We start from the raw sequence: 24,611 nt of genomic DNA, 5'->3' as shown, positions 1-24,611 counted from the left end.
TTGAGAAAGCGCAGGAAGTGGGGACCCTTGCACGGCAGCGCCTTTGGAGGACGGGGACACTGCCATGGCCGAGGGCATGTCGACAAGCGCGAGGCTTGCAACGCCTGCGGCGGTGGATACGAGGAAGCGGCGGCGCGACAGATCTTGTGACACGATGTTGCTCTTGAGTTCGAGTACCGTTGATGAGGGTTTGTCAGTGTTCTTCAATGCCGACCATGAGCTCGCTGCCAGGCCACCCCGCGACGAACGCCCGGCGCATTGTCGGGTGACGTCGCGCAGCAAGATGCCGGATGTCGCTTTACTGCCCCTCCGATGCTTTCAACAGCACGGCACGCACCGCCTTCAATATTTCATCGGACAACGAAGGGTCGCTCTTGGCGACGGCGCGGGCGGCGGCCATTGCCCCGATTTCCGCTGCGACGATGGTCATCGCCAGACGGCGCCGTTCGGCCTCGGGGATTGCTTCGTCCAGCACGGCCTCGAATGCGCTCGCCTTGTCCTGAAACCCTTTGGCAAACCGCGCACTGATGTCCTTTCCGTGCCGGCCAATTTCGCTCGCCGACGCCGTCATCGGACAACTCATGCCGGGATCGTCGCGTCTTAGCGGTGAAAACAGATAGTCGAGATACCCCAACACGCTGTGCTTGCGACGCGCTGCCTTGCCCCGGAACGCTTCGCGACTCCGCGCCAGGCCCTGCGAAAAGGCTTCCGTCGCAAGATCGTCCTTCGAGCGGAAATGCGCGTACAGCGCCCCATGTGTCAGCCCGGCTTCGCGCGCGATTTCCGCGACGCCCACGCCATCGATACCTCGTTCGCGAAACAGCCGGCTAGCCGTGGCCAGCAGCGCTTCGCGGTTTTCGTCGGATTGCTCGCGTTTTACATACACCACGGTGTTCTCCAGAAACGGGGACAGCGAATAACTCACGAATACCGCGCCTGATCGATGCCCTCTTGAACCTTCGATCAAACTTCATCCGCGGCCGCCCGACGGCGCAAAGCCGCCTGCGACGGCGACACGGGCGAAGCTCAGCGCTCCGCGAACGCTAGCAGCGGTTTGGCGTCGTGTGCGGCGCTCTCCGCGGCCGTGAAGGCTTCTCGTGCGCGTTCGACGTGGTAGCGGCGCGCTGCCGGCGGCTTCAAGGTGCCCGCAGCCATGCGGTCGAGCAGGCTGCGCAGCGTCTGGCTGCCTTCACTCAAGCCCTTGCGCGCGAGCCACGAGAAGATGAGCCAGCCGCGCACCTCGGCACTGGAGTAGATAAGCGCCGGGGCGAAAATCGGCATCTCGAAGCCCGCCGGGTCGGTCTGACGGTGCGACGACAAGGCTCCATAGACGAGCAGGCATCCGTTCGGGGCCAGCTGACGCGCAAGCGTAGCGCCCGTGCGGCCGGCGACGCAGTCAATCGCGTTCACGATGCCATTGCCGCCAGTGGCCTTCATCAGCTGCTCCGGCCAGCTTTCGTCCGCGGTGCATAGCACGACGTCACCGCCAAGATCCTGGATCTCAGCGACCTGCTCTTCACGGCGTACGAGGTTGATGGTGCGGAACCCCTGCGCTTTCGCGATCTGCAGCACGAGGCGACCGACCGTCGAGCCGGCCGCGCTCTGGACAAGCCAGTCACCGCGCCCGAGCTGGTGCTCGCTCATCGTCATTGCCCATGCCGTCATCGGGTTGATGAGAGCCTGTGCAGCGTCCTCGTCGGAGATCACCGCCGGTACAGGTATCGCCCGTTCAGCCAGACTGATGACCTGCTCTCTCCAGGTTCCGGGCACGTTCAGTAAAACGACGCGCTCTCCGATCCGCGTGCGCGGCACGTCGCCGCCCACGGCGTCGATGATTCCGACGCCCTCGGAGCCGGGTGAGGCGGGCAGTTCAGGCTGACGCTGACGGGCGAAACGTCCGCGGATGACGTGCAGGTCGGACGGGTGCACGGGCGCCAGCAGCATCCTCACGCGGACTTCAGCTGGCCCGGGCGTGGGCTCGGGCAAATCACGCCAGTGGACTACCTCTGACGGCTCGCCGTTGCGTTCGATGATCAGGGCCTTCATGTGCTTTCTCCTTCGCTCGAGTTGCGGTGTGAATCATGCCGCCGCGGGCGCGACGCGATGTCAAGGCTGCGGACTCATGCATAACTCCCAGATTTGATTATGGTCACAATCAAGCTTGGACGCAAGCCCCACGGAAAACCATTGCCCAAAGGTATGAACGCACGATGTCCGCCGATGACTGGAGCGACCGTCTGTAGAATGGCTCGCGCGCTCGTGGCAACGATTGGTGGTGATGCCAGATACTTTCACAACTGACGGCAACTCGCTGCATCGCTGTGCGTCGTCACACGCCAGTACCGCAGCACGCCAGCGGCGGAGAGTAAAAGCGGGGTAATAGGAAGCGTGGCGATTTTTCCGGCGCACTGCGTTGGCCTGAAAATTGCCGAGGATAACGATGGAAAGATGCGCGCGACCAAAACACGTCTCCGTTTTGTTATAAAACGATACTTTTGAGAGACGGGCAGTCAGGAGGTGGGGAGAGACTGCGGTGAAAGCCCGGCTTTCACCGCAGTCGGTTGAGTTCCGCCTCCGAGTCGTTTCAGACGTGACTGATCGATTCAACCTTCGCTCGGCTCATAGGGAGACGCCCGGTTTTCGAGCTTCCATTTCTTCTCGGCTTCCGTATCAGGCCGAGGTGGTCGAATGCTGTCGATCAACCACAGTTCTCGCGGCGTTTCGCCGACATGCAACTCGTAGTGGTAGCCCCGATCCTGGACAAATGGCGCAATCGCAGCGTTCGCCTTGCGCAGCCACGACTCCGTCCACGCGACGTCCTTGGAGATGTGTCTGGCGAATTGATCTAATCTGATTCTGACAAAATCACCCCGCGACTCCCCCCCCATGAAGAAGGAGTCTTTCGGCTGTTCATGAAACAGAACACCTACGTAGAAGCGAGGGATGATGTAAATGTCGGCGATTCGCTTTGCCATCTCCTGCTTGTCTTCTGCCGTGTAGGCACCGACCGGATGATAGATATTCCACAAAGGCATTTTTGTCTCCATGCATCAATAGATGCCGCGTTTCTTATGTCAGAACATCTAACTTTCTTGAAAGAAACGATGAACCAGACATGAGTGAGGCGGCGGTACAGGCAGCCCAGGGATAGGCTACCCCTTAAAAACAACGCTTTCGCAACGCAGCATTTTTAGGGAAATCGGTCCTACTCATCAGCTTCCTTGAGAAGCCGACCGGACTTACAACCATCAATTGCGACTTATCAGATAGAAGTGCGATCACATCGTCGTTCCCGTTCTATTGGCGACGGGAAAGGTCGAGTATGCTGCGAGCCTCGTCAGGTGTTGCCACGTCCCTGCCGATGCTTTTGACGATACTGACCGCGCGTTCGACCAGCGCTGCGTTGCCCGGCGCCAGTTCGCCTTTGGCAAGATAAAGATTGTCCTCGAGGCCGACGCGGACATGCCCGCCGAGAATCACGCTTTGCGCCACGATCGGAAATTGGGCGCGCGAGATGCCGAACGCCGACCAGCGGGCGTTCTCGGGTAGATAGCGCTTCATCTGAAGAAGGCTCTCGGTGTCGGCAGACGCGCCCCATGGCACGCCAAGACATAACTGGAACAGTGGAGCCTGCAGAATGCCCTGCGTTTCGATCAGGTGGCGCGCCAGACGCACGTGCCCCAGATCGAAGACCTCGATTTCCGGCTTCACGCCTGCTTCTTCAATCAAGGTTGCCATCTTGACCAGATGGTCGGGCACGTTCACGAATGCGCGACTGCCGAAGTTCATGGTCGCGATGTCCAGGGTGCAGATTTCCGGACGCAACTCGAGCACATGCCGCACGCGCGCCTCGGGCGTCATCATCGTACTTAGTTCACTTCCCCGGTTCGGGTCTTCGTCGCTGGGAACGAAACGTGCACCAGGGCCCATCGTCAGATTGATCAGAATCGGGCACCCGCTATCGCGGATACGCGAAACGACTTCTCTGTAGAGCGACAGCTCAGTGCTCGAAACGCCAGTCCTGGGGTCCCGTACGTGAATGTGTGCGATGCTCGCACCGGCTTCACATGCAGCCATGGCCTCATTGGCGATTTGCACGGGCGTGACCGGCACTGCAGGGTTCAGCCGCGGTGTATCGTCGCTTCCAGTGAGTGCACAACTGATAATCGTCTTGCTTGTCATAGTGTTCGTTCAAAGGAAATATGAATGAAGCGCCACAACCGCGCGCCTCGTCATGTGACCGGAGTCAGGTACCCGTCGACGGACATGGCAATGAGCGGACGGCGCGCCGAGGTACGTTCAGGCGGCCCGCGCGGGGCCGAACGGTGCTGCCCCGACGGGGGCAACCTTGATCAGCTTCTTGTTGACGAACTCGTCGAAGCCCAGCTGAGAAAGCTCTCGACCAAAGCCAGAACGCTTGATGCCACCGAACGGCAGTTCCGCCGCCGTGCCGAACGGCTGATTGATGAACACCATGCCGCTGTCGATCTGCGCGGCGACCCGCTCGCCGCGTTCGGTATCCGCGGTGAACACCGACGCGCCGAGACCGTACGGCGTGCCGTTGGCGAGCGCAATCGCGGCGGCTTCGTCCTCGACGACGTGGAAGGCGGCGACCGGCCCGAACAGTTCTTCGGCGAAGATCGGATTTTGCGGCGTGATATCCGACAGAACAGTCGGCTGCAAGTAGAAGCCCAAGCGCTCGACGCGCTTGCCGCCACACACGATGCGCGCGCCATATGAAGCCGCGCGATCGATCTGCTCAAGCAGCAGCTTCAACGCGCGTTCGGACGAAAGCGGCGCGACGGCGGTCACGGGATCGGCTGGATCGCCCGTCTCGAGCGCTGCCATCCGCTTTGCGAAGCCTTCAAGGAAAGCGTCGCCGCGCGCCTTGCCGATCACGATGATGCGCTTGGAACCCACGCAGCATTGACCCGCATTGAGCATGCGGCCAGCGACCGCGCTTTGGATCGCCCAGTCGAGTGGCGCATCCTCGAGTACAATCAACGGGTCGCTGCCGCCCAGTTCGAGCACGACCTTCTTCAGATTACGGCCGGCACGCTCAGCGACCGCGGTGCCAGCGCGCTCGCTGCCCGTCAGTGTCACTCCCTGGACGCGCGGGTCGTCGATGACTCGGCCGGCCTGTTCGATCGAGATAAACAGATTCGTATAGACGCCTTCGGGCGCGCCTGCTTCCTCGAACAACCGAGAGAAGGCCAACGCCGATTGCGGCACACTTTCCGCATGCTTGAGCAGCAGGACGTTGCCCACCATCAGTTGCGGTCCGGCTACGCGTGCAATCTGGTAATACGGAAAATTCCATGGCTCGATACCGAAGAGCACGCCGATTGGCTCGATGTGCACGGCTGCTCCGGGCGCTTCCGCGAGTGGGCGCGGTTGCAGATAGGCGTGCGCATGCTTTGCGTAGTAGTCGAGAATGGTCGCCGACGATTCCACTTCCTTGCGTGCTTCGCCGCTGCGTTTGCCCATTTCCAACGTCAAATAGCCCGCGTATTCGTCGGCCTTCTCGCGCAACAACGCTGCCGCGCGCGACACAATGCGCGCCCGGTCGCTGACCGGACGACGGCGCCAGTCGGTTTCAAAAGCGCGCTGTGCGGCAGCGAGCTTCGCTTCGAGCAACTGGTCGGATATGTCCTCGTAGGTGGCGAGCATCTCGCCGGTAGCAGGATTGATAGTCGTGTACGGCATGAAGTTCTCCGCGAAAAGGTTGGTATCGAGTCATCGCACTGGCCCATGTTAACATCGTTATCACTTTCCCTGACCAGCTTTTTGAGCCCAGGAATAACCCTCATTGATATCTATGTTAACGGTGTTACTATGTGCACGTGTCTTTCAACTGGGGAAGCGAAATGGCAAAGGGATATTGGGTGGCAGCGTATCGGGCGGTCCATGACGCAAGCAAGCTCGCGGCGTACGGCGTCCTCGCGACACGGGTGGTGAAAGCGGCGGGCGGAAAATTCCTCGTGCGAGGCGGCGAGGTCGTTGCGTTCCAGGCGGGTCTCAAGGAACGGACCGTCGTGGTCGAATTCCCGAGCTTTGAACAGGCTCTTGCCACGTTTCAGAGTGAGGCTTATCAGAATGCGTTGGCCGTACTGGGGGACGGAGCCGAAAGGGACGCGCGCGTCGTCGCGGGTGTCGACGACTGAGACACTCCCAGGAGGCTACCGGGTCCGCCGCCCGCGCCGCATGACAGCGCGGGCGCTGTTCACGATGGAGCAGCCAGCATTCCTTCAGCGTGAGTTCCCTTCGGAACCTGGCGGCCAGGAACGTCGAGGCAGCCAGGCCGTCCCTCACCGCCCAGCTTTGTTCTTCGGATGGTGATTTTTCGCGAGCGGTTGGCAATGGGTTCCGGCGACCCGCCCACGCTCGATGTCCAGACTGTCCATGCGCTGAGCTCGCTACCGCGCCCTGCCTGTTGACAATTTCCGGAGAGAGTTTTGGCTTGTGAACAAAAGTCGTTGCGCGCTTTGGTCGAACATTGGCTTGCGCCTGGCACGACGCATCAGGTTAGAGTCATCGAATTTCGGAATAACCGGACCAGGTCGAAATGCTACGTGCGTGTAGAGGTGTCAAAGACAGGGGACCGCACGGCGATGTTCTTGTTTCGTCACGACGATGGCATATGGCGCGTATTCCCGCCTGCTGGAGCCCGGTCCACGATGGGCTGTAGCCGTGCCTCTACTCACTGACAGGATCAACCTCAGGCCTAGTGAGCAAACGTATGTCTGATCGATCGCGACGTTATGATTTAGTTCGTTATGCTACATACATCGCATCAAAGACTTCATTACAACGCTCGAAGACTCGCCCCCCGGCTCGAGTCCCGTCGTAGTCTGATTGTTTTTGCTAGGACAGAGAAGCGAACCTCTTTTGCTGTTACTTGTTTCAGCCAGGGAAAACGCTGGTATCGACACCTCACTCAAATGTTATGCTTGTTAACATATAAATTGAAAGACGTCTGAATCTGACGAAATGGAGCAAGAATGGACGAAGCAATTGTTGTGAGCGAACTTAAAGATCATGTGACGGTTCTTACGATGAACCATCGCCCACATAACCTGATGGGTCCGACGCTGTATCGCGCGCTACTCGATGAATTCGACGCGGCCGTGAATCGCGGCTCGCGCGCGATCCTGCTGCGCAGCGGTCTGCGGCACTTCTCGGCCGGCGCCGAAGTGGCGCTTTTTCCGGATCGCATTGCCAAGCAAGGCAAGGCGCTGATGGATCCGCTTGAGGTGCTTCGTGGCTTCGAGACACTACCGATCCCGATCGTTGTCGCGGTGAACGGCACATGCCTCGGCGGTGGCTTCGAAGTGGCGCTCGCCTGTGACTTCAGCGTAGTTGCCGAATCGGCCAAGATCGGCTCGGTCGAGGTCGCACTCGGTTTGCATCCGCTGCTCGGCGGCGTCCAGCGTCAGGTGATGCGAGCAGGTCCAGCGCGTGCGAAAGAACTCGCGTTGCTCGGTCGCCGTTACGACGCGGCCACGCTCGAACGCTGGGGCCTGATCAATCTCGTTGTGCCCGACGACAAGCTCGATGAAGTGGCGCTGTCGGTTGCGCAGGAACTGGCCGCCGGTCCGACCATCGCGCATGCGGCCACCAAGCAACTCGTGCGGGTCGCGGTCAACGAGGGCGTAGCTGCTGCCGACGAGGCGATGTTCGAACTGCAAAAGCCGATCTGGGCGTCGCAGGATCTCAAACGTGGACTGGAGGCCTTCGATAAGGCTGGCCCGGGTACCGCCATTTTCGAAGGGAACTGACATGGCCGGACCGCTCGAAGGACTCAAGGTCGTCGACTTTTCCCGTGTGCTGGCCGGTCCGCTGTGTGCGCGGACGCTAGCCGATCTCGGCGCCGACGTGATTAAGATCGAGCCGCCGCGGCCCGACGTGTCGCGTGCTGCGTTCCCGAATCTCGACGGCATGTCCGGCTACTACGCTCAGCAGAATAGCGGCAAGCGCAATATCAGCATCGATCTGAACGCACCGGGCGCACGTGAGTTCGTGCTACGCCTGTGCGACGAAGCCGACATCATCGTCGAAAACTTTCGGGCCGGTACGCTCAAGGGTTTTGGACTCGACTACGACACGCTTTCCCGGCGCAATCCAAAGCTGGTCTACGTTTCGATCACAGGCTACGGGCAACACGGCCCGTGGGCGTCGCGCATGGCCTACGCGCCGACCGTGCAGGCCGAAACGGGATTCACGCACAACACGCTGCGACATTTCGACAGCGCGGGCGGCGGCCGCAGATGGACCGATCCCCTGTCGCACGCGGACGTCTATGCGGGCCTCCAAGCGACCATCGCCGTGCTCGCGGCAGTGCGCAGGCGTGAAGTCACCGGGCGCGGCCAATACATCGACGTCGCGATGGCGGCCGTAATGCTGTCGATCAACGAGCGCGCTCACCTTGATCTCGCGGGTGTCGATACGGGCGCTGAGCCGGGCATCCTCGGTGCCGCCGACGGACCGCATTTCGTCGGCCCCGGTGGCGAAGAGTTTGTGGCGGCGCAAAGCATCGTCGGCAGCAACACGTTTCCGAATTACTTGCGCGCAATGCGCCGTATGGACCTTGCGCAGGATCCGCGTTTCAGCACCGCTGAGCGCCGCCTGCAGAACTACAAGGCACTGCACGCAGTGCTCCAGACGTGGATGCTGTCGTTCCGCGATCTCAAGACGCTCGATGCGCAACTCGACGAGGCCAAGATCGCGATTGGCCAGATTCGTGCGCTGAAGGAATTGGCCGAGACCGATTGGGCAAAGCAATGGGGTGCGGTGCACGAGATCACGGATCGCCGCGGCGGCTCGTATCTGATACACGGCTATCCATGGCACTTTTCCGATGACGAGCTTGGAATGCGCAGCGCGCCCGCGTTTCGCGGCGAGCACAACGAGCAGGTGTTCCGCGAAGCGGGCCTGGCGGATACCGCAATCCGCAATGCAATCGATACCGGCATTCTGGTCGGCGGCCCGCCACCGTCCGCGAAGGAGATCGACACCACTGTTCTTGCGGAAGCACAGTCCAACTAGACGCATCCACGTGTCGCGGCGCGGATCGGCTTCGGAGAGTGAGTCGCAGAAGTGACCGGCGACCTTTGATAGCTGCAGTCCGTTCTGTATTTCCGGTATCAATAAAACACGTCGGAGGACCGAATGGAAGTCGTGAAACAAGCCTGGGTAGACGGGTCATCGTCAGATGACAACGCCCTCCTTCGGAAGGCCTACGCTTCGGCGCAATGGAGGATACTGCCGATACTGTTTGGCTTATGGATGCTGGCGTGGGTCAGTCGTTCGAACGTTGCTTTCGCGAAGTTGCAAATGGTCGTGGATCTGCGATTCAGCGAAACGGTCTATGGATTGGGCGCCGGCCTCTTCTTCGTCGGCTACGTGCTGTTCGGCGTCCCTACCACGATGCTGCAAAAGAAGTTCGGTGCACGCGCCGTGCTTGCTGGTATCGCTGGCGCCTGGGGACTGACGAGTGTCGCGATGACGTTCGTCAATAGCGCGCCGACGTTCTACGCGCTGAGGTTTATGCTCGGTGTGTTCGAGGCCGGTTTCTACCCGGGCGTCGTGTTGTACTTCAATGCGTGGTTCCCGGGGAAAAGGCGCACGCGTAACTTCAGTATCTTCCACTCAGGGTCGCTCTTCTCGACGGTCACGATTGGTCTAACGGGGGGAGTCATGCTTGAGCACATGAACGGACTGGCCGGCTTTCAGGGCTGGCGATGGATGTTCTTCGCTCAGGCCATCCCTACGGTCGTGTTGGCGTGCGTCGCGTTCATGATACTTCCGGATCTGCCCCGCGGCGCCAAGTGGCTCTCGGCGCGACAGCGTACGCTCGTCGAGGATGATCTCCAAAAGAACGCCGAAACGATGAACGATACCGGCGCAGACGAGCGTCCTCTGTTACTCAACCCCGCCGTCTGGATCTTGAGCGCCGCCTACTTCTGCCTCCTTGCCGCCGCGGCGGCACTGTTTTTCTTCTCCCCGACGATACTTCGTGAGGCGGGATTCGGCGGATACAAAGAGATTGGCCATGCAGTCGCTGGAGCCTGCATTTTAGGGGCATTGGGCAATGTGCTCATCTGTAGCATCGGGGGCAGTCCGCAGCGTCGACGGCTCTACTGTGCGCTGGCGTCGGTCTTTACTGCGGCGAGCCTCTCGGCGCTCGTTTTCGTATGGCACAGCAGTACTACCGCGACGTTTTTCCTGCTTGTTCTTGGCTTCGGGGGAACGGGAGCAGGTATAACGCTCTTCTGGCAAATGTCTGTCAGCCTCCTCAGCGGTAAGTCGCTAGTGGTCGGCGTGCCGTTGATCAGTTCTGTCGCCAACGTCGCCGGCTTCGTTACGCCTTTTCTGATCGGGTATGTCCGCGACGCAACGGGAGCTTACGCGAGCGGGTTCATCATGATTGCCTGTGTCCAGGCACTTGGCGTTGTGGTTCTCCTTTTTGGCGTCCAGCGCATTGTCAGAAGGCGATCGCCCGTTGACGATGTATCGGTTCGATGCCCAACGTGATTAGTCGATGCTGATGTGGGCGCGCCAGGTACTCGTGGCGAGCGCGTGCATTGTGCACTGAAAGGTTGCTTCGGGTGCTGAAGGCCCGGAGCAGCCAGGCATGCGACGTAGCCTGACACCCAGTCGCGCCATTACGCGGATAGAATGCCTGTAGGGACACACGCTTGTTAGCGCGTGATCCGTGATATTGCGTGCCTCTTTGCGCAGAATTTATAATAGATTCCTTGTTTTGCTCCTCGAACGAAGGCCACGTGAGTCCCAAGTCATCTATCGCGAAGAATGCGGATTACCATCATGGCAATCTGCGCAACGCGCTCATCGAAGCGGGGCGCAGTGCGCTCATGGATGTATCAGCACAAGACTTGAGCCTGCGTTACCTCGCGCGCATGGTGGGCGTATCAGAAGCCGCGCCCTCGAGACATTTTTCGGGTATCGACGAACTGCTGGCCACGATCGCGGCGAGTGGTTATCGTGACCTCGCTGCGCTGCGCGTTGCGATCCGTGACAGCGAGGATACGGCGCTTGCCAAAGCGTACCGGATGATGCGGGTGTATGTTGAGTTCGCGCAGCGCCACAACGGGCTATTCAGTCTGATGATAGGGCCTCGCATCGTGGCGCATCAAGCGTATCCAGAACTCGCCGAGGAAAGTAACAGGTCTTTTGGGTTGTTTTCCGAGACGATCGAGGCGCTGGCTATCGAGAGTGGTTGGGCGCACTCCGATCTCAAGCTCGTGACCCATACCGCGTGGAGTATGGAGCATGGTCTCGCCACGCTGATCCTGGCGAACCGCGCGCCGCGCGCGGACACGAAAGTGGCAATACCAAAGTTGATCGACTTCGTCGTGATGACGTTGCTTAGCGCGATCACGGCCGGTCCGGATCACCTCCAGAGTGTGATTCAGCAATGCGCGATCTTGCAGAAGCCAGTGGTTACGCGCGCAGCTCGAAAGCGCGCCAAAGCGTAGTCGTCGTCGCTGTCGAAAACGCGGCACCTGTGACGCGCCCTGGAGTATCGTTCTGAACGTGTACGAGATCTTAAGCAATGAGTGTTGCTGCGGGGTTCGATCGCGCCCCAGCGTGGCCATGCTGTGAAGCGAGCGTTGAGTTCGAGACGATGTTGTGGGGCATTCATCCCGCGGATTCGCAACGCGAAGTGCCCGCCGGATTGGGCCAATAGCGGGGAAACGATGCTTCACAAGACGAGCTCGCCCGGCTATTGCCTGCTGCAGACAATCAAGATCCACGGCCGTACATGATCACCGTACATCAGCGTCTCTGTGTCACTTCGACTTGTTCGAATCAGCGTCAGGGCAGCCGTTGCCATCTGCAGCAAAGGAATCCGCTTCAAACCAGAGTTGATGGCCAAACCGAGCGTCAGCAGCGGTCGGCTTTGCAGGACGCGGCTGCGATCGCCGGGAATGCCATCGCTGTAGACAGGTGGTGGAGATAGGTAGGACTTATTCCTTGAGGCATGGGGCGCCACGGTCGGTGGGCATGGCGTTTTGAGGGCTCGGCGGCACGATTGGCGACGTACGGCCGACATCCATGAGCGTCGGTCTCGGTCGCATGCACCCATGCACCCATGCACCCACGTTTGTGTCGGGTCATATGGATATGCCCGCACCGGACCGGAACCTCTTCTTTGAAGTGGCCATGTAATTGGGCTCACATGCTGATCCACCGGCATGTGAGCCGTTTACACCCAGGCAGGCGAGGGAGATCAGGCCCGCGAAGCCGGGTTCCTGGTGGTCAGAGCAATTTGCAGGCCTCGTCAAAATCCAAGCGTGGGCTGCGCGGGAACAGCCCTGCCGGATCACCATAGCCCAGATTACAGAGAAAATTCGACTTGATGTGGCTGTCGGGAAAGTACTCCTGCTGGAAGGTGCCTTCCTGTGCGCTCGCAGGAAAAAATTCATGGTCAACTTTTGCATGATCGAACCCGGACATCGGACCACAATCCAGTCCAAGCGAGCGGGCAGCCAAAACGAAATAAGCCCCTTGTAGCGAGCTATTGCGCCGCGCCGTGACCTCGGCCAGTTCCGGTGTGTCGGCGAACCAGGCTCGCGCATCTGCGTGCGGGAAGAGTTTAGGCAGCTTGTCATAGAACTTGCCGTCATAAGCGATGATGACAGTCACCGGTGCGCTCATCGTCTTGTCGATATTGCCTGGTGCCAATGCCGACAGAAGTCGTTCCTTCGCTTCCTGAGTGCGCAGGAACAGAATACGTGCTGGGCTGCAGTTTGCGCTCGTTGGACACCACTTCATCAGCTCGTAGAGTTCGCGCAATGTGTCATCACTGACCGGCTTAGGCAGCCAGCTATTGTGGGTTCGAGCCTGACGGAACAGCAGATCCATCCCTTCTTCATTCAATCGTTTGTCCATATTTGCCTCCCAACGGAAATGGACGTTGCAAGTTGCCTTCCTGCATCAACAACCACGAATTCCTGGAGGGCGGTACGCCGTCCAGGCGTTTCGTGAACGTCACGCAGCTGGTCATCGATGATCTGAGCGCAGCCCCGTTTGGGTGTTATAGACGTACCACGCGTCGTTCATGGAAAAATTTGCGCGGTCGGATACCAGTGACGCTCCAGGGAGCCCCTGCTGGACTGTAAGGAAGTCGGCATTTCCGAGCGGAGCTAATACCGCTGGCGCAAGGAATACGGCGCCCACCAGAAAGGGCTGCGACGTTGTACATTCGTCACTGCCGTTGATATGGCGTCGAGCCGAACGGCCTGGAGGGACGTGACGCCCGACACCGGCGACGAAAGTGGGCGGAGTTGGGATGACGGGATGCATGGGGCGCTCTCCTGGTATTTGACTTGCAATAGCCTGGTGCTTTCCCGGCCACGTCGCGCGTGTGCGTGCTTCCTGCGAGCATGTACATGGCACGCACCACGAACAGCGTCAGCTGCGTGCAGCGTGCCGATGCCAATCTGCCGCCGCCCATAAACTGGCAAGGCGCCGACATGCTCGGTGGACGCTCTGCTGAGACCACACCCGACGGTTGAGCTCAACAACTCCACACGAGGGAACTCTAGCTCTCCGCCATCCCTTTTTCCGCCAGCTCCTTTTTCGCGCTTTCGTTCTTGGTCAATTGCGTCAGGCCCATGCCGCGCAAAACGTTCGGAGCCTTGGTAAACTGGATGTTGTCATAGCCCACGATCTCGATGCGATTGCCCCAGGGATCGCGGAAATCCAGAAACGGACCGTCGATCGGCTTGACCCCCGCCGCCTTGAGGGCAGCGCGCGCCGCCTCCTTGTCATCGACAACGAGGCCGACATGCCGGCCGTCATCGGGGGGCTGTTTGCGTCCCGCCTGCAACGCGATGAATTGGTCGCCAAGATCGATGAAGGCCATCGTCTTGTTCTTGCCGCGCAATTGAAAGTCGAAGATGCGGCCATAGAATGCCAGCGCTTCCTCGATATCGCCGACTTCCAGCGCTACGTGGTTGAAGCCGATGGCGCGCGGCTTTGTGGCGTCAGCCATTTAACCCTCCTCCTGTAACCAGTGGATAGCGTTCACAAACTCGATCACAACATTGTCCGCTCGGATGGCGAATCGACCAAGCAGCCCGTGCTTTTGACGGGCGCCGCCAGCGCCTTGGGGTGGCATCTCGCGGCTGCATTGGCAGCGCAGGGCTGGACGCTTCGGCTCACCGATATTGTTGCCTATCCCGGCGCACTGCCGCCTGACACCACGTTCACACAAGCCGATTTGGCCGATGGAGCGGCGATTGCGCAACTGGCCGTCGGACGTGGTGCCATCCTGCCGTTTCGGCGGCACCGGCCGCTCCATGAAGCTGTTCGCGGTGGCCACCTTGGCCGGCGGCCCGGAAACGGCCTCCTGTGCGACACCTCAAGTATGGGGGATTGAAGTCATCTCACACCAGACGGTCAAATAGGATCTGTTTAATCCATTTTTGGACAAATATCGCGCTCGATCAGAACGATCTGGCGATGTTCGTCCAGGTCGTCCGCGCCAGGTGCTTTCCTGCTACGTCGCGCGTGTGCGTGCTTCCTGCGAACATGTACATGGCAGGCACCACGAACAACGTCGAGCTTAGACCTCCCCACCAAACGGCAGGAGCCGCGATGCTCGGATTTTGTCGAACGACCGATCACCGCCCCGGTGCAGTCGTTCAACACACGTGGAACGTGCGTCCGCAGAGGGTCGGCTATGGCTAATCGCGTCAGGCAAAATGCTATAGCTTTGTCGCGGACGTAGGCCGTCGCACGAGCTTTGTCGGACCACCCTGGCACACGTGGCGCGGTTACGCGTAAACACTTGATTTTCTAATGTGCGCCGTTGCAATAAACGTGGCGCCCTACGCGTGGCGCGCACGACCGGTTCGGTTTGGCGAGACCTCACAACCAACTTCTCGCTGCGATGGGAGAAAAAAAGGAAGAGCCGAGGCTCTTCCTCGCTCATGGCGCCTTAAGCGGCGTCGATCAATCATAGAGCACAGCGGCGATCTTGGGATCGTTCATATTGCTCTTGTCGTACCAGTAGAAGCCCGTGTCGACTTTCCTGGGTAGCTTCTCGCCCTTCAGTGCCTTCACCGCCGAGTCGACGACGCATTTGCCGATGCCGACGGGATTCTGCGTTATGGCGCCCAGCATCAGTCCCGAATTGATGTCCTCCTTTTGCTCCTTGCCAGAGTCGTAGCCAATCAGGATGAGCTTTTTGCCGGATTCCCTGACGCCGATCGCAGCACCTTCCGCCGAACCTTCATTCGCGCCGAAAATGCCCTTGAGACTGGGGTTGGCCTGGATCATCGCCTTGGCGATCTCGGCCGACTTCAGATGGTCGCCACCGCCATATTGGACCGAGACGATTTTGATGTTTGGATGCTTCGCCTTCATCTGGTTGAGAAAGCCATCGCGGCGATCGATGCCCGTGCGGCTGGTCTGGTCGTGGACGATCACGCCGACTTCACCGGAATTGCCGATCGCCTCGGCCATCTTCTCGGCGGCGAGTGCGGCGGCGGCAAGATTGTCCGTTGCACAGGTCGTCAGCGGAATGTCGCTGTCGACGCCAGAGTCGAATGCGATGACGGGTATTTTGGCGGCCTGCGCTCTCTTCAGGAGCGGAATGGCCGCCTTGCTGTCGAGCGCGGCGATGCCGATTGCCTGGGGCTTCTTGGCAAGCGCGGCCGAGAGCATGTCGATCTGCTTATCGACCATAGCCTCCGTCTCCGGGCCCTCGAAGGTAATTCTCACGTTCTGGTCCTTCGCCGATTGTTCAGCGCCGGATTTGACGGCTTGCCAAAACTGGTGCTGAAATCCTTTCGAGATCAGCGGGATATAGACTTCATCCGCATACGTAAGAGTCGTCCCGCCGACGAGCACGCCGACACCGATCGCGACACCGATAAGTTTTCTTTTCAACATGGTGTTTCTCCTCCTAAGTTGGGCTTTCAACCTTCAGCCGTTGCGGGAGCCTTCGGGCGCTCCTTTTTCGATTTTGTCCTGTGCAGGGTCAGCTCTTCTTGCGTCGCAGGATATCGGCATAGACTGCAAGAATGATGATGAGGCCCGTCACCACGATCTGCCATTCCTGAGCGACGGACATGATGCGCAGGCCGTTGGTCAACACGCTCATGATAAAAGCGCCGATGATCGTGCCCAGAATCGTGCCCGAACCACCGCTGAGTGAGGTGCCGCCGATGACGACGGCGGCGATTGCCTCAAGCTCATAACCCTGGCCGAGAGCCGGCTGGGCCGAATTCAGACGCGAGGCGATGAGCAGTCCGGCGACACCGCAAATCGCACCGCTCAGGCCGTAAATAGCGATCTTCCAGCGATCGACATTCACGCCGGAGAGGCGCACGGCTTCCTCATTGCTGCCGAGCGCGAAGGTATAGCGGCCGAGCGCCGTGCGATTGAGTGTGATAGAACTCGCGACCGCGAGGAAGAACAGAATCAGGACCCCGTTCGGAATGGGAACGCTCGGCAGCACGTGGCCGATCAGCGAATCCTGCGAAATCATGTAGAAGTTCTCGGTGTCGTTGAAATAGATCGGCTTGTCGGCCGAGACAACGAGCGAAAGCCCTTTCAGGAGCATCATCATGCCCAATGTGGCAATGAAGGGCGGGATCTTCAACTTCGCCGTCAGGGTTCCTGAAGTCATTCCGCAAAGTGCGCCCGTCGCAATCGCAGCGACGACCCCCGCCCCCATCGGCAGGTGCCAATAGGTGAGAAACACGCCGCAAATGACCGCCGTAAAGGTCATCAGCGTGCCGACGGACAAATCAATGCCGCCCGTGATGATGACGAATGTGCAGGCGATCGCCAGAACGCCGTTGACCGCCGTCGCCTGCAGAATGCCGAGGATGTTGTCCATCTGCATGAAGGCGGGCGAGGCGAAACTGAAAAAGGCCAGCAGCAGGATCAGGCTCGCGAAGGCGAGCAGCTTTTGCAGGGCGGTCGGCGCGAAGACGCGGGCCCTCAAGCCAGAGGCCCGTCTCTCATTGGCCAGCGCCGCAGTATCAGATGGCTGTGTCATGTACTTGACCTCTTGAGGCTTACGCCGCTTTCAAGGATTCGCGCTGCGTCGCCAGTTGCATGATGCGTTCTTGCGTCGCCTCGCGGGCGGCAAGTTCGCCGGTGATACGGCCCTCGCACATCACAACGATGCGGTCGCTCATACGCAGGATTTCCGGCAGTTCCGACGAGATCATCACGATCGCCTTGCCTTGCCCGGCGAGCGAGCGCAAAAGCTTGTAGATTTCGCTCTTGGCGCCGACATCGATGCCACGCGTCGGCTCGTCGAAGAAGAGCACATCACAGTTGCGCTCAAGCCATTTGGCAATGACGATCTTCTGCTGATTGCCGCCTGAGAGAAGCCGTACCGGCTGCGCCGCGGAGGGTGTACGAATGGCGAGCAGATTGATGAAATGAGAAGCTGTCTTGCGTATCTGCGCACGGCGCAGGAAAAAATTCAGCGACAGGAATTTTCCCAGGTTGGACATCACGATGTTCGACTCGACGTCCATTCCGGTTGCCAGGCCGAATCGCTTCCGGTCTTCCGAGAGATAACCGATACCGCGCGCCACCGCGTCGCTCGGCCTCCTGATCACTGCATTCACACCTTTCACCAGAATCTCGCCGGATTCGATCGGGTCGGCACCGAACACCGCGCGGGCGACCTCGGTGCGGCCCGCGCCCATCAATCCGGCAAAGCCCAATATTTCGCCTTTGCGCAGCGTGAAGCTCACGTCCCTGACGAGCGGACCGGCGTTGAGATGTTTCACTTCGAGCGCGACCTCGCCCTTGTCTGCAGTGCTTTGAAACAGTGCGACGTCGGTCAACGTTCTTCCGACCATCATGCCGATGACCGCTTCGACGCTCGTGTCGCTGGCGGCGACGGTGGCCACATATTCGCCGTCACGAAGCACGGTGACCCGGTCGGCAATCTGCTTCAGCTCATCCATCTTGTGTGAAATGTAGATGACGCCGACGCCGCGGTCTTTCAACTGGCGGATGATGCGAAAGAGCTCGGCGATTTCGGCGTCGTTCAGCGCGGAGGTCGGCTCATCCATGATCAGGACGCGCGAATCGAAAGACAAGGCCTTGGCGATCTCGACCATCTGCTGGCTGGCGACGGTAAGCGCACCGACCATGGCGCGCGGGTCGAGATGCACATGCATGCGGGCGAGAATGTCGCGCGCCTGGGCGTTGAGCTTGTCTTCGTCGAGGAGCAGGCCCAGGCGTCCGCGCGGCTCGCGGCCGATGAAAATATTCTGCGCGACGGTCAAATGATTCATCAACTGCAATTCCTGATGAATGATGCCGACACCCACGGCCTGCGCATCACGCGGGCTCAGGAACTCAACTGGCTGGCCGTCATAGAGAATTTCGCCCGAATCCCGGGTGTACACGCCTGCGAGGATTTTCATCAGCGTCGACTTACCGGCGCCGTTCTCGCCCATCAACGCGTGGACCTCGCCAGCCACGAGCTCGAACTGGACCTCATGAAGAGCCCTCACACCGGGAAAGCTCTTGCTGAGCTTATTGACGGAAAAGAGCGGGATCATGGTGCGGATACAACGACAATTGCGCGATGTCCGCTGGCCTCATCGAAGAAGCGAGCCGGGACGGCACAGGGCGTACGCCGCCATTCAGAACTGAAAGCGCAACGAGAAGCCAGACACATTGCCGAAGCCCCTTTAATCCCATGTGCAGCGATCCTGAGATGCTGCACAACAGTGGTTCAGATCACGCATTCCTCATCGTGCGGCGTCAGAAAGGCGTCTACATTGCACACGGTCAAATGTCACCCGCCGCCGGTCGCGATCGGCGTAGGTCACTATGGTTCGAAAAGATCCGACCTCTCACTCGCAGACCGGTGCAGCTCGGCGACGACCTGATCGAGATGGTCATGCATCGCTTTCGCAGCCGCGTCGGCCTTGCAGCTGCGAATGGCTTCGAAAATACCCTCGTGCTCCTCGAGCGTGTGCACAAGCCGCTCAGGACTCGCCAGCAATTGCCTGGCGCGATCCAGCGCGTTGCGCGACACCACAGCGATTTCCTTCACTCGCGGCAGGTTGATCGAGTCAAAGAGGATTTCGTGAAAGGCCAGATCCAGTACGTGAAATCTCAAGCGTTGGCCACTCGTGACCGCTTCGCGCTGCTGATCGAGATTGAGAGCCAAGGCCTCTAGCGTCGCACTATCACGCGAGAGCGCGACAGTGCGCACCGTTTCGACTTCGAGTGCACTGCGTATGAATAGATGCTGACGGATGTCCTCGAGGGAGATCGGTTTGACGCGCGTGCCGCGCTGCGGCAACACTTCGACGAGGCCCGCGTGCGCAAGCCTTGCCAACGCGGCCGAAACCGGAAAGCGCGATACCCCCATCCGTTCACAGACCGCCAGCTTGTCGATCATCATTCCGGGTTCCAGCACCAACGTCACGATCGCTTCTTTCAGCGCCTGTTCGACCGCGTCGGTCAGACTGCCTCGTTCGCCGCCCTTGATCTTTTGCAATGCACCATACGGGTTGCTGGCGGCACTCTCTACCACGGATGAAGAGTTCACGGCGCGCTTGATTTGCATTGAAGATGCTAGCATGCTAGGAAGTGGATTCAGCGTTGTCAACGCGGGCGAATACTTAGAGAGACGCCGGTATGTAAGCACATGTCGCAATCGCAAGTACGAGGCCAATCCGTCTTCGTTCGCAGGCGGAAGTCGATAATCATCGCCCGCGGAGGGTGCAAAGATGACCACGATCACAAGGCTGTCCGTCCGGGACATTCGCTTTCCCACCTCGCGTTCACTCGACGGCTCTGATGCGATGAACGCCGCGCCGGATTACTCCGCCACCTACGTGACGCTCGAAACCGATTCGTCGGAGGCGCTCACAGGCCATGGCCTTACCTTCACGATCGGGCGTGGCAATGAGATCTGCGTGAGTGCGGTACAGGCGCTCGCCCCGTTGATCGTTGGCAGGACCCTCGAGGATATCTCAGCGAACATGGGCGCTTTCTGGCGCGCGTTGACGTCAGACAGCCAGTTGCGCTGGATCGGTCCGGACAAGGGCGCGATTCATCTGGCGACGGCGGCCGTCGTGAATGCCACCTGGGACCTGTGGGCAAAAGCGGAAGGCAAACCGGTATGGAAGCTGCTCGTCGACATGAGTCCGGAAGAACTCGTGCGTTGTCTCGACTTCCGCTATGTGACCGATGCAATTACACCTCATGAAGCCATCGCGATGTTGCATCGCCATTGGCAGACCAGGCGCGAGCGCGAAGAGGAAATGCTCGCTCACGGCTATCCGGCCTACACAACCTCGGCGGGCTGGCTCGGCTACGATGACGACAAGATTCGCCGGCTCGCACGTGAAGGTGTCGCTCAGGGCTGGACGCACTTCAAACAGAAGGTGGGTGGCAATCTCGAAGAAGATGTGCGCCGAGCCCGCATCCTGCGTGAAGAACTCGGCGGAAACCTGAAACTGATGATGGATGCGAACCAGGTGTGGGATGTCGATGAAGCGGTCGCGAACATGCGGCGCCTCGCGGAATTTGATCCGTGGTGGATCGAGGAACCCACGAGCCCCGACGACATTCTCGGCCATGCGGCCATCCGGCAGCGGCTTCGACCCATTGGCGTCGCGACCGGCGAGCATTGCCATAACCGCGTGATGTTCAAGCAATTGCTGCAGGCACACGCAATCGACTTCTGTCAGGTGGATAGCTGCCGCCTGGGCGGTTTGAACGAGGTGATCGTCGTGCTGCTGATGGCGGCGAAATACGGCGTGCCGGTGTGTCCGCACGCGGGAGGCGTCGGCTTGTGCGAGTATGTCCAGCATATTTCGCTTTTCGACTATATCTGCGTGTCGGCTTCGCTGGAAAACCGCGTGCTCGAATATGTGGATCATCTGCACGAGCATTTCGTCGAGCCTGTTCTGATCCGCAACGGCCGTTACATGCCGCCGCAACGTCCCGGTTATAGCATCGAAATGCATGCGGCATCGCTTGATCAATATTGCTTTCCTGAGGGTCCGGTCTGGCGAAACTAAAGCAGTCCACAGCCGGAGTGCGGCCGTCGTGACCGGTCGGCGATGCGGGAGGCCTACTCGGCAGAAATCGCCAAGGTTCGAAAGGAGCGTCCCGGCATACGCGTCGTTGTCTTTGATCACTCATTCGAAGGCAAGCGCGCGTGGTTGCGCTTCGCGTTCAGCAGGTAGCAAGCGTTACGACATGGCGGACTGGCCTTCACGCTGTCTGCCAGGGTCAACGAGTTTGTATAACCTCATGGTCGAGACCATCGCCAAGGATTTCACGCCAATGCCCGCCTCCATCCGCAACTCGCTCGCGTGGATCTTCGAAGCGTTCGAGCGCGATTCCACCTACATTCACAAGCGGATGTTCGGCTGCGATGCCGCATATGTCGACGGCCTGTTGTGTCTGGTTGCCGCCGATCGCGGTGAGCCGTGGAACGGCTTGCTGGTGTGCACGTCGCAAGAGCGCCACGCCGCTCTCGTTGATGAAATGCCGGCTTTGCAGCCGCATCCCGTGCTCCGAAAATGGCTTTACGTACCGCAAGACGATCCGGCGTTTGAAACCATCGTGGAAAGGATGACGGCGCTCGTGCTCGCGCGCGATCGGCGCGTGGGTGTCGAGCCGAAGCCACGCGGACGTGGCGGAAAATCCGCGTTTTCAAGAAGATAGGGCGTCGCGGCCAGCAGTCCCGCCAAATGAAGTCCTGGCGCTCACCTGCCAACGCATATACTTTTATTTGAGACCGCAACAATGGAGATAAGGCGATGAACACTGTAAAGACCAAGGACGGCATCGACATTTTCTACAAAGACTGGGGCACCGGACAGCCAATTGTTTTCTCGCACGGCTGGCCACTGAGCGCTGACGATTGGGACGCGCAGATGATGTTCTTCCTGAATCATGGCTTTCGGGTCATTGCGCATGACCGCCGCGGTCACGGGCGCTCGACCCAGACTGCCGACGGCCACGATATGGATCACTATGCCGATGATCTCGCGGCTGTTACCGCGCATCTTGATTTGAAGAACGCCGTCCACGTTGGCCATTCCACAGGGGGCGGCGAGGTCGTGCGTTATCTGGCGCGTCACGGCGAGAGTCGCGTGGCGAAGGCCGTGCTGATCAGCGCCGTGCCACCGCTAATGGTCAAGACGGATGCGAATCCTAGGGGCCTTCCCAAGGAAGTCTTCGATGGTTTCCAGGCACAGGTAGCCAGCAACCGGTCGCAGTTTTATCGCGACGTCGCCGCGGGACCGTTCTACGGCTATAACCGGCCGGGCGCCAAAGCGTCCGAAGGGGTCATCCAGAACTGGTGGCGCCAAGGCATGGAAGGCGGCGCCAAGGCGCATTACGATGGCATCGTCGCCTTTTCCCAGACGGATTTTACCGAGGACCTGAAGAAGATCTCGGTCCCGACACTGGTCATGCATGGCGACGACGACCAGATCGTGCCCTATGCCGACTCAGGGCCGTTGAGCGCCAAACTGCTGCGCAATGGGATGTTGAAGACCTACAAAGGCTTCCCGCACGGCATGCCCACCACGGAAGCCGAAACGATCAACGCTGATCTACTGGCGTTCATCAAGTCCTAAGCCGTCGGGTATTCCTGCGCGGTCATACCGGCTGGCAGCAACGTCGGCAGTTTGCAGAGGGTAACCGCGTTTGCTCCCGCAACGCGGCCTTCCGTGAACCGCCCGCACGATTCGCGAACTTGCGCGAAACGGGGATTCGTGGAAATCCCTTTCCATAGCTTGTGTTTCGCCATCGCGCGAAAAGCCGCAAGCCGTTGCCGGCAGGCAATCCGGCCGATCATTTCGCTTCAGCAGGAGGTGTTCACGGCCCGTATGCCTCCGCTGGCTCGGCTTCCGGCAACTCGTCGACCGCTTCGTTGGTTACGCCTTCCGTGCTTTGGTGGGATCGTTCCGGCGCGTTGACCACTGGGCCGGGCATCTTTCCCATACCTTCGTCGATTCGCTGCTCGACATACGGAAAGAAGGGATTCGACGCGATCCGGAACATGGCGTCAAGCGTGAGAATCAACGCGCCGCGCTCCCCGCGCGCAGCGAGCGCCCCGAGATTCACGTTGAAATCTTCGTCGGTGCCGGGTGAAGTTCCGTAGAGCGCGTCGGTCACAGGGAATGGTAGGGCAATGTGTGATAACGAGAAAATATCCGGCGGATAGTCGATGCCCAACGGCCGCACGTGTTCTTTGACTTCGCTTGCCTCAATGGTGCGCTCGACGGTCTGTGCCGAGTCCGGGCCAGCGTTGGCGATGATCGTCGTCCGGTAGTTCTGCGGCCCGGCGCGTACAAGCCGGTCAAGCGCGCCGTAGGATGCCGTGCGTAGAAAGGTGCGGAATTTCACGCCGCGGTTTACGTCGAACAGCACAATCTCGCTGCCGTTCTCGGGTAGCTGATCATAGAGCCCCGACATCAGCGCGGGGGTACTAACGGTGGAATCGATGACAGACTGGAACGTCAGGACCGGTGGCAGTTCGACCAGCCGGTTCTCGCGGTGCAAACGCTGTATCTGATCCTGAAGTGCCTGGGTCAGCAGGAAAGACTGACGTGCACCGTTCACCGGAAAGGAATTGTATTTAAATGGGTTGAACTCGGGCACGACCCCCATCCAGGCGGCCCTGGCGAACGCCGGTAAAACCGCCGGAAGCCCGGCCAGTCCCGCGAAACGAGCGAATCGAGTCACTCCGATCATGGGCGAGATCAGCACAATTCGACTAGCGCGCGTCAGAGATTTATCGTCAATGGCGTCCAGCGAGTACTGCAGCGCGAGCGCTCCTCCATTTGAGTATCCGACCAGTTCCAGCGGCTTGTCCGGGCCGACGCGCCGGCGTGCTTCGCGTACCGCGAGCCGCGTCGCTGCCGCCCAGTCGCGCCACTCGACCTGGGTGAGCGCCCCTGGAACCGTTCCGTGTCCCGGCAGGCGGATGCCGATTGCGACAAAGCCATGATCACGGTAGTAGCGGGCGATGTGACGCAGGCTATAGGGCGAGTCAGTCAGGCCATGCAGCAGCACCACTGCACCGACAGGCTCGCCCTTCGGTTCGAGCACATAAGAGCGATTCCAGTTGTGCGCAAAGTGTTCCGGATAGATCGGCGAGCCCTCGTAATACCGGTTCGACGGGACGCGCGAGGCGGGGTCCAGTTTCTCGACGACATTGGTGCGAACCTCGTCGAATATCCGGGACTCCGCCGCCAGGTAGCCGTTCCAGTTGCTCGCGTCAATTTCCTTGACTGTCATTTCATGCGGTACGTAGGTATGCCAGACGGCGAGGCCCGGTCCGCGCTGCGAAGACCACACGCGAAAGCCCAGCGCGCCTATGATCAGCAGGACAACGATCAAGACGCTTATTCTTACCACTTTGAGTGCTGTGCGCCGCATTGTTGTCCTCTCATCGGGGTTGCGAAATTCCCGTCATATTCTGCACGGATCGGGGGGCCATCGCTCGTCCGCCGACTCAGATCGTCAAACTGCCGGTAGCGGGACCATAAAGCCATAGTTGTCCCTCATTCCGGCCGTGACCAGTCGCGACTGACGGCCACCTCGCGCGTCTCCCTCGATCG

At 59.8% G+C, this 24,611-nt stretch carries 22 protein-coding genes; 9 read left to right on the top strand and 13 right to left on the bottom strand.

The annotated features are described in order from the left end of the window. Positions 1-298: 298 nt before the first annotated feature. From B0G77_RS42450 to B0G77_RS42430, 5 genes are all read right to left on the bottom strand, one after another. Complete coding sequence (locus B0G77_RS42450; protein ID WP_243751532.1) at positions 299-925, bottom strand: TetR/AcrR family transcriptional regulator; 627 nt, start codon at positions 923-925, stop codon at positions 299-301. 101 nt (positions 926-1,026) lie between these two features. Then, entirely contained in the window at positions 1,027-2,046 is a 1,020-nt protein-coding gene (locus B0G77_RS42445; RefSeq protein ID WP_133667827.1) for a zinc-dependent alcohol dehydrogenase family protein, read from the bottom strand. A gap of 557 nt (positions 2,047-2,603) precedes the next feature. Next, positions 2,604-3,035 carry a tautomerase family protein gene (locus B0G77_RS42440; protein WP_133667826.1) on the bottom strand — a complete coding sequence of 144 codons (432 nt, stop codon included), beginning with the start codon at positions 3,033-3,035 and terminating at the stop codon, positions 2,604-2,606. A gap of 262 nt (positions 3,036-3,297) precedes the next feature. After that, complete coding sequence (locus B0G77_RS42435; RefSeq protein ID WP_133667825.1) at positions 3,298-4,182, bottom strand: 3-keto-5-aminohexanoate cleavage protein; 885 nt, start codon at positions 4,180-4,182, stop codon at positions 3,298-3,300. A 117-nt stretch (positions 4,183-4,299) separates the two neighbouring features. Continuing rightward, entirely contained in the window at positions 4,300-5,706 is a 1,407-nt protein-coding gene (locus B0G77_RS42430; protein ID WP_133667824.1) for an NAD-dependent succinate-semialdehyde dehydrogenase, read from the bottom strand. 161 nt (positions 5,707-5,867) lie between these two features. On the opposite strand from B0G77_RS42430, the gene B0G77_RS42425 reads away from it, so the two are divergent. The 5 genes from B0G77_RS42425 (at position 5,868) to B0G77_RS42400 (ending at position 11,498) form a co-directional block, all read left to right on the top strand. Continuing rightward, a complete protein-coding gene (locus tag B0G77_RS42425; protein WP_133667823.1) occupies positions 5,868-6,164 on the top strand; it encodes a DUF1330 domain-containing protein in 297 nt (98 codons plus the stop codon). Positions 6,165-7,001: 837 nt separating this feature from the next. Beyond that, positions 7,002-7,778 carry an enoyl-CoA hydratase/isomerase family protein gene (locus B0G77_RS42415; RefSeq protein ID WP_133667821.1) on the top strand — a complete coding sequence of 259 codons (777 nt, stop codon included), beginning with the start codon at positions 7,002-7,004 and terminating at the stop codon, positions 7,776-7,778. Position 7,779: 1 nt separating this feature from the next. Continuing rightward, positions 7,780-9,045, top strand: a complete 1,266-nt coding sequence (locus B0G77_RS42410; protein ID WP_133667820.1) for a CoA transferase — start codon at positions 7,780-7,782, stop codon at positions 9,043-9,045. 123 nt (positions 9,046-9,168) lie between these two features. Continuing rightward, positions 9,169-10,533: an MFS transporter gene (locus B0G77_RS42405; RefSeq protein ID WP_133667819.1), complete on the top strand. Its 1,365-nt coding sequence runs from the start codon at positions 9,169-9,171 to the stop codon at positions 10,531-10,533. Between the two features lie 251 nt (positions 10,534-10,784). Then, positions 10,785-11,498, top strand: a complete 714-nt coding sequence (locus B0G77_RS42400; RefSeq protein WP_133667818.1) for a TetR/AcrR family transcriptional regulator — start codon at positions 10,785-10,787, stop codon at positions 11,496-11,498. 784 nt (positions 11,499-12,282) lie between these two features. Here the strand turns inward: B0G77_RS42400 and B0G77_RS42395 are convergent. Then, positions 12,283-12,915 carry a malonic semialdehyde reductase gene (locus tag B0G77_RS42395; RefSeq protein ID WP_133667817.1) on the bottom strand — a complete coding sequence of 211 codons (633 nt, stop codon included), beginning with the start codon at positions 12,913-12,915 and terminating at the stop codon, positions 12,283-12,285. A gap of 500 nt (positions 12,916-13,415) precedes the next feature. Here B0G77_RS42395 and B0G77_RS45455 point away from each other — a divergent pair, with 500 nt between their 5' ends. After that, complete coding sequence (locus tag B0G77_RS45455; RefSeq protein WP_279571401.1) at positions 13,416-13,541, top strand: hypothetical protein; 126 nt, start codon at positions 13,416-13,418, stop codon at positions 13,539-13,541. A gap of 26 nt (positions 13,542-13,567) precedes the next feature. Here the strand turns inward: B0G77_RS45455 and B0G77_RS42390 are convergent, their stop codons facing one another. The 6 genes from B0G77_RS42390 to B0G77_RS42365 all read right to left on the bottom strand — a co-directional run bounded on the left by B0G77_RS42390 (position 13,568) and on the right by B0G77_RS42365 (position 19,603). Further along, a complete protein-coding gene (locus B0G77_RS42390) occupies positions 13,568-14,020 on the bottom strand; it encodes a VOC family protein (RefSeq protein WP_133667816.1) in 453 nt (150 codons plus the stop codon). Beyond that, the gene (locus tag B0G77_RS42385) at positions 14,021-14,350 is read right to left on the bottom strand and encodes a hypothetical protein (RefSeq protein ID WP_133667815.1); all 330 of its coding nucleotides are present in this window, start codon (positions 14,348-14,350) and stop codon (positions 14,021-14,023) included. It abuts the gene before it with no gap. A 632-nt stretch (positions 14,351-14,982) separates the two neighbouring features. Further along, entirely contained in the window at positions 14,983-15,924 is a 942-nt protein-coding gene (locus tag B0G77_RS42380) for an ABC transporter substrate-binding protein (RefSeq protein WP_133667930.1), read from the bottom strand. Between the two features lie 88 nt (positions 15,925-16,012). Continuing rightward, positions 16,013-17,038: an ABC transporter permease gene (locus B0G77_RS42375; protein ID WP_133667814.1), complete on the bottom strand. Its 1,026-nt coding sequence runs from the start codon at positions 17,036-17,038 to the stop codon at positions 16,013-16,015. A gap of 19 nt (positions 17,039-17,057) precedes the next feature. Then, positions 17,058-18,569 carry a sugar ABC transporter ATP-binding protein gene (locus B0G77_RS42370; protein ID WP_133667813.1) on the bottom strand — a complete coding sequence of 504 codons (1,512 nt, stop codon included), beginning with the start codon at positions 18,567-18,569 and terminating at the stop codon, positions 17,058-17,060. A gap of 272 nt (positions 18,570-18,841) precedes the next feature. Continuing rightward, entirely contained in the window at positions 18,842-19,603 is a 762-nt protein-coding gene (locus B0G77_RS42365) for a GntR family transcriptional regulator (RefSeq protein WP_133667812.1), read from the bottom strand. Positions 19,604-19,751: 148 nt separating this feature from the next. On the opposite strand from B0G77_RS42365, the gene B0G77_RS42360 reads away from it, so the two are divergent. The 3 genes from B0G77_RS42360 (at position 19,752) to B0G77_RS42350 (ending at position 22,622) form a co-directional block, all read left to right on the top strand. After that, on the top strand, positions 19,752-21,050 hold the full coding sequence (locus tag B0G77_RS42360) for an L-fuconate dehydratase (RefSeq protein WP_133667811.1): 1,299 nt from the start codon (positions 19,752-19,754) through the stop codon (positions 21,048-21,050). 268 nt (positions 21,051-21,318) lie between these two features. Beyond that, positions 21,319-21,702 (top strand): hypothetical protein, encoded by a 384-nt coding sequence (locus B0G77_RS42355; RefSeq protein WP_133667929.1) that lies wholly within the window; start codon positions 21,319-21,321, stop codon positions 21,700-21,702. 95 nt (positions 21,703-21,797) lie between these two features. Next, a complete protein-coding gene (locus tag B0G77_RS42350; RefSeq protein ID WP_133667810.1) occupies positions 21,798-22,622 on the top strand; it encodes an alpha/beta hydrolase in 825 nt (274 codons plus the stop codon). Positions 22,623-22,863: 241 nt separating this feature from the next. Here the strand turns inward: B0G77_RS42350 and B0G77_RS42345 are convergent, their stop codons facing one another. Then, positions 22,864-24,429 carry an alpha/beta hydrolase gene (locus B0G77_RS42345; protein ID WP_133667809.1) on the bottom strand — a complete coding sequence of 522 codons (1,566 nt, stop codon included), beginning with the start codon at positions 24,427-24,429 and terminating at the stop codon, positions 22,864-22,866. Positions 24,430-24,611: the final 182 nt, after the last annotated feature.

This window comes from Paraburkholderia sp. BL10I2N1, assembly GCF_004361815.1.
GTDB lineage: Bacteria > Pseudomonadota > Gammaproteobacteria > Burkholderiales > Burkholderiaceae > Paraburkholderia.
This window is presented reverse-complemented; position numbering and strand designations above follow the sequence as displayed.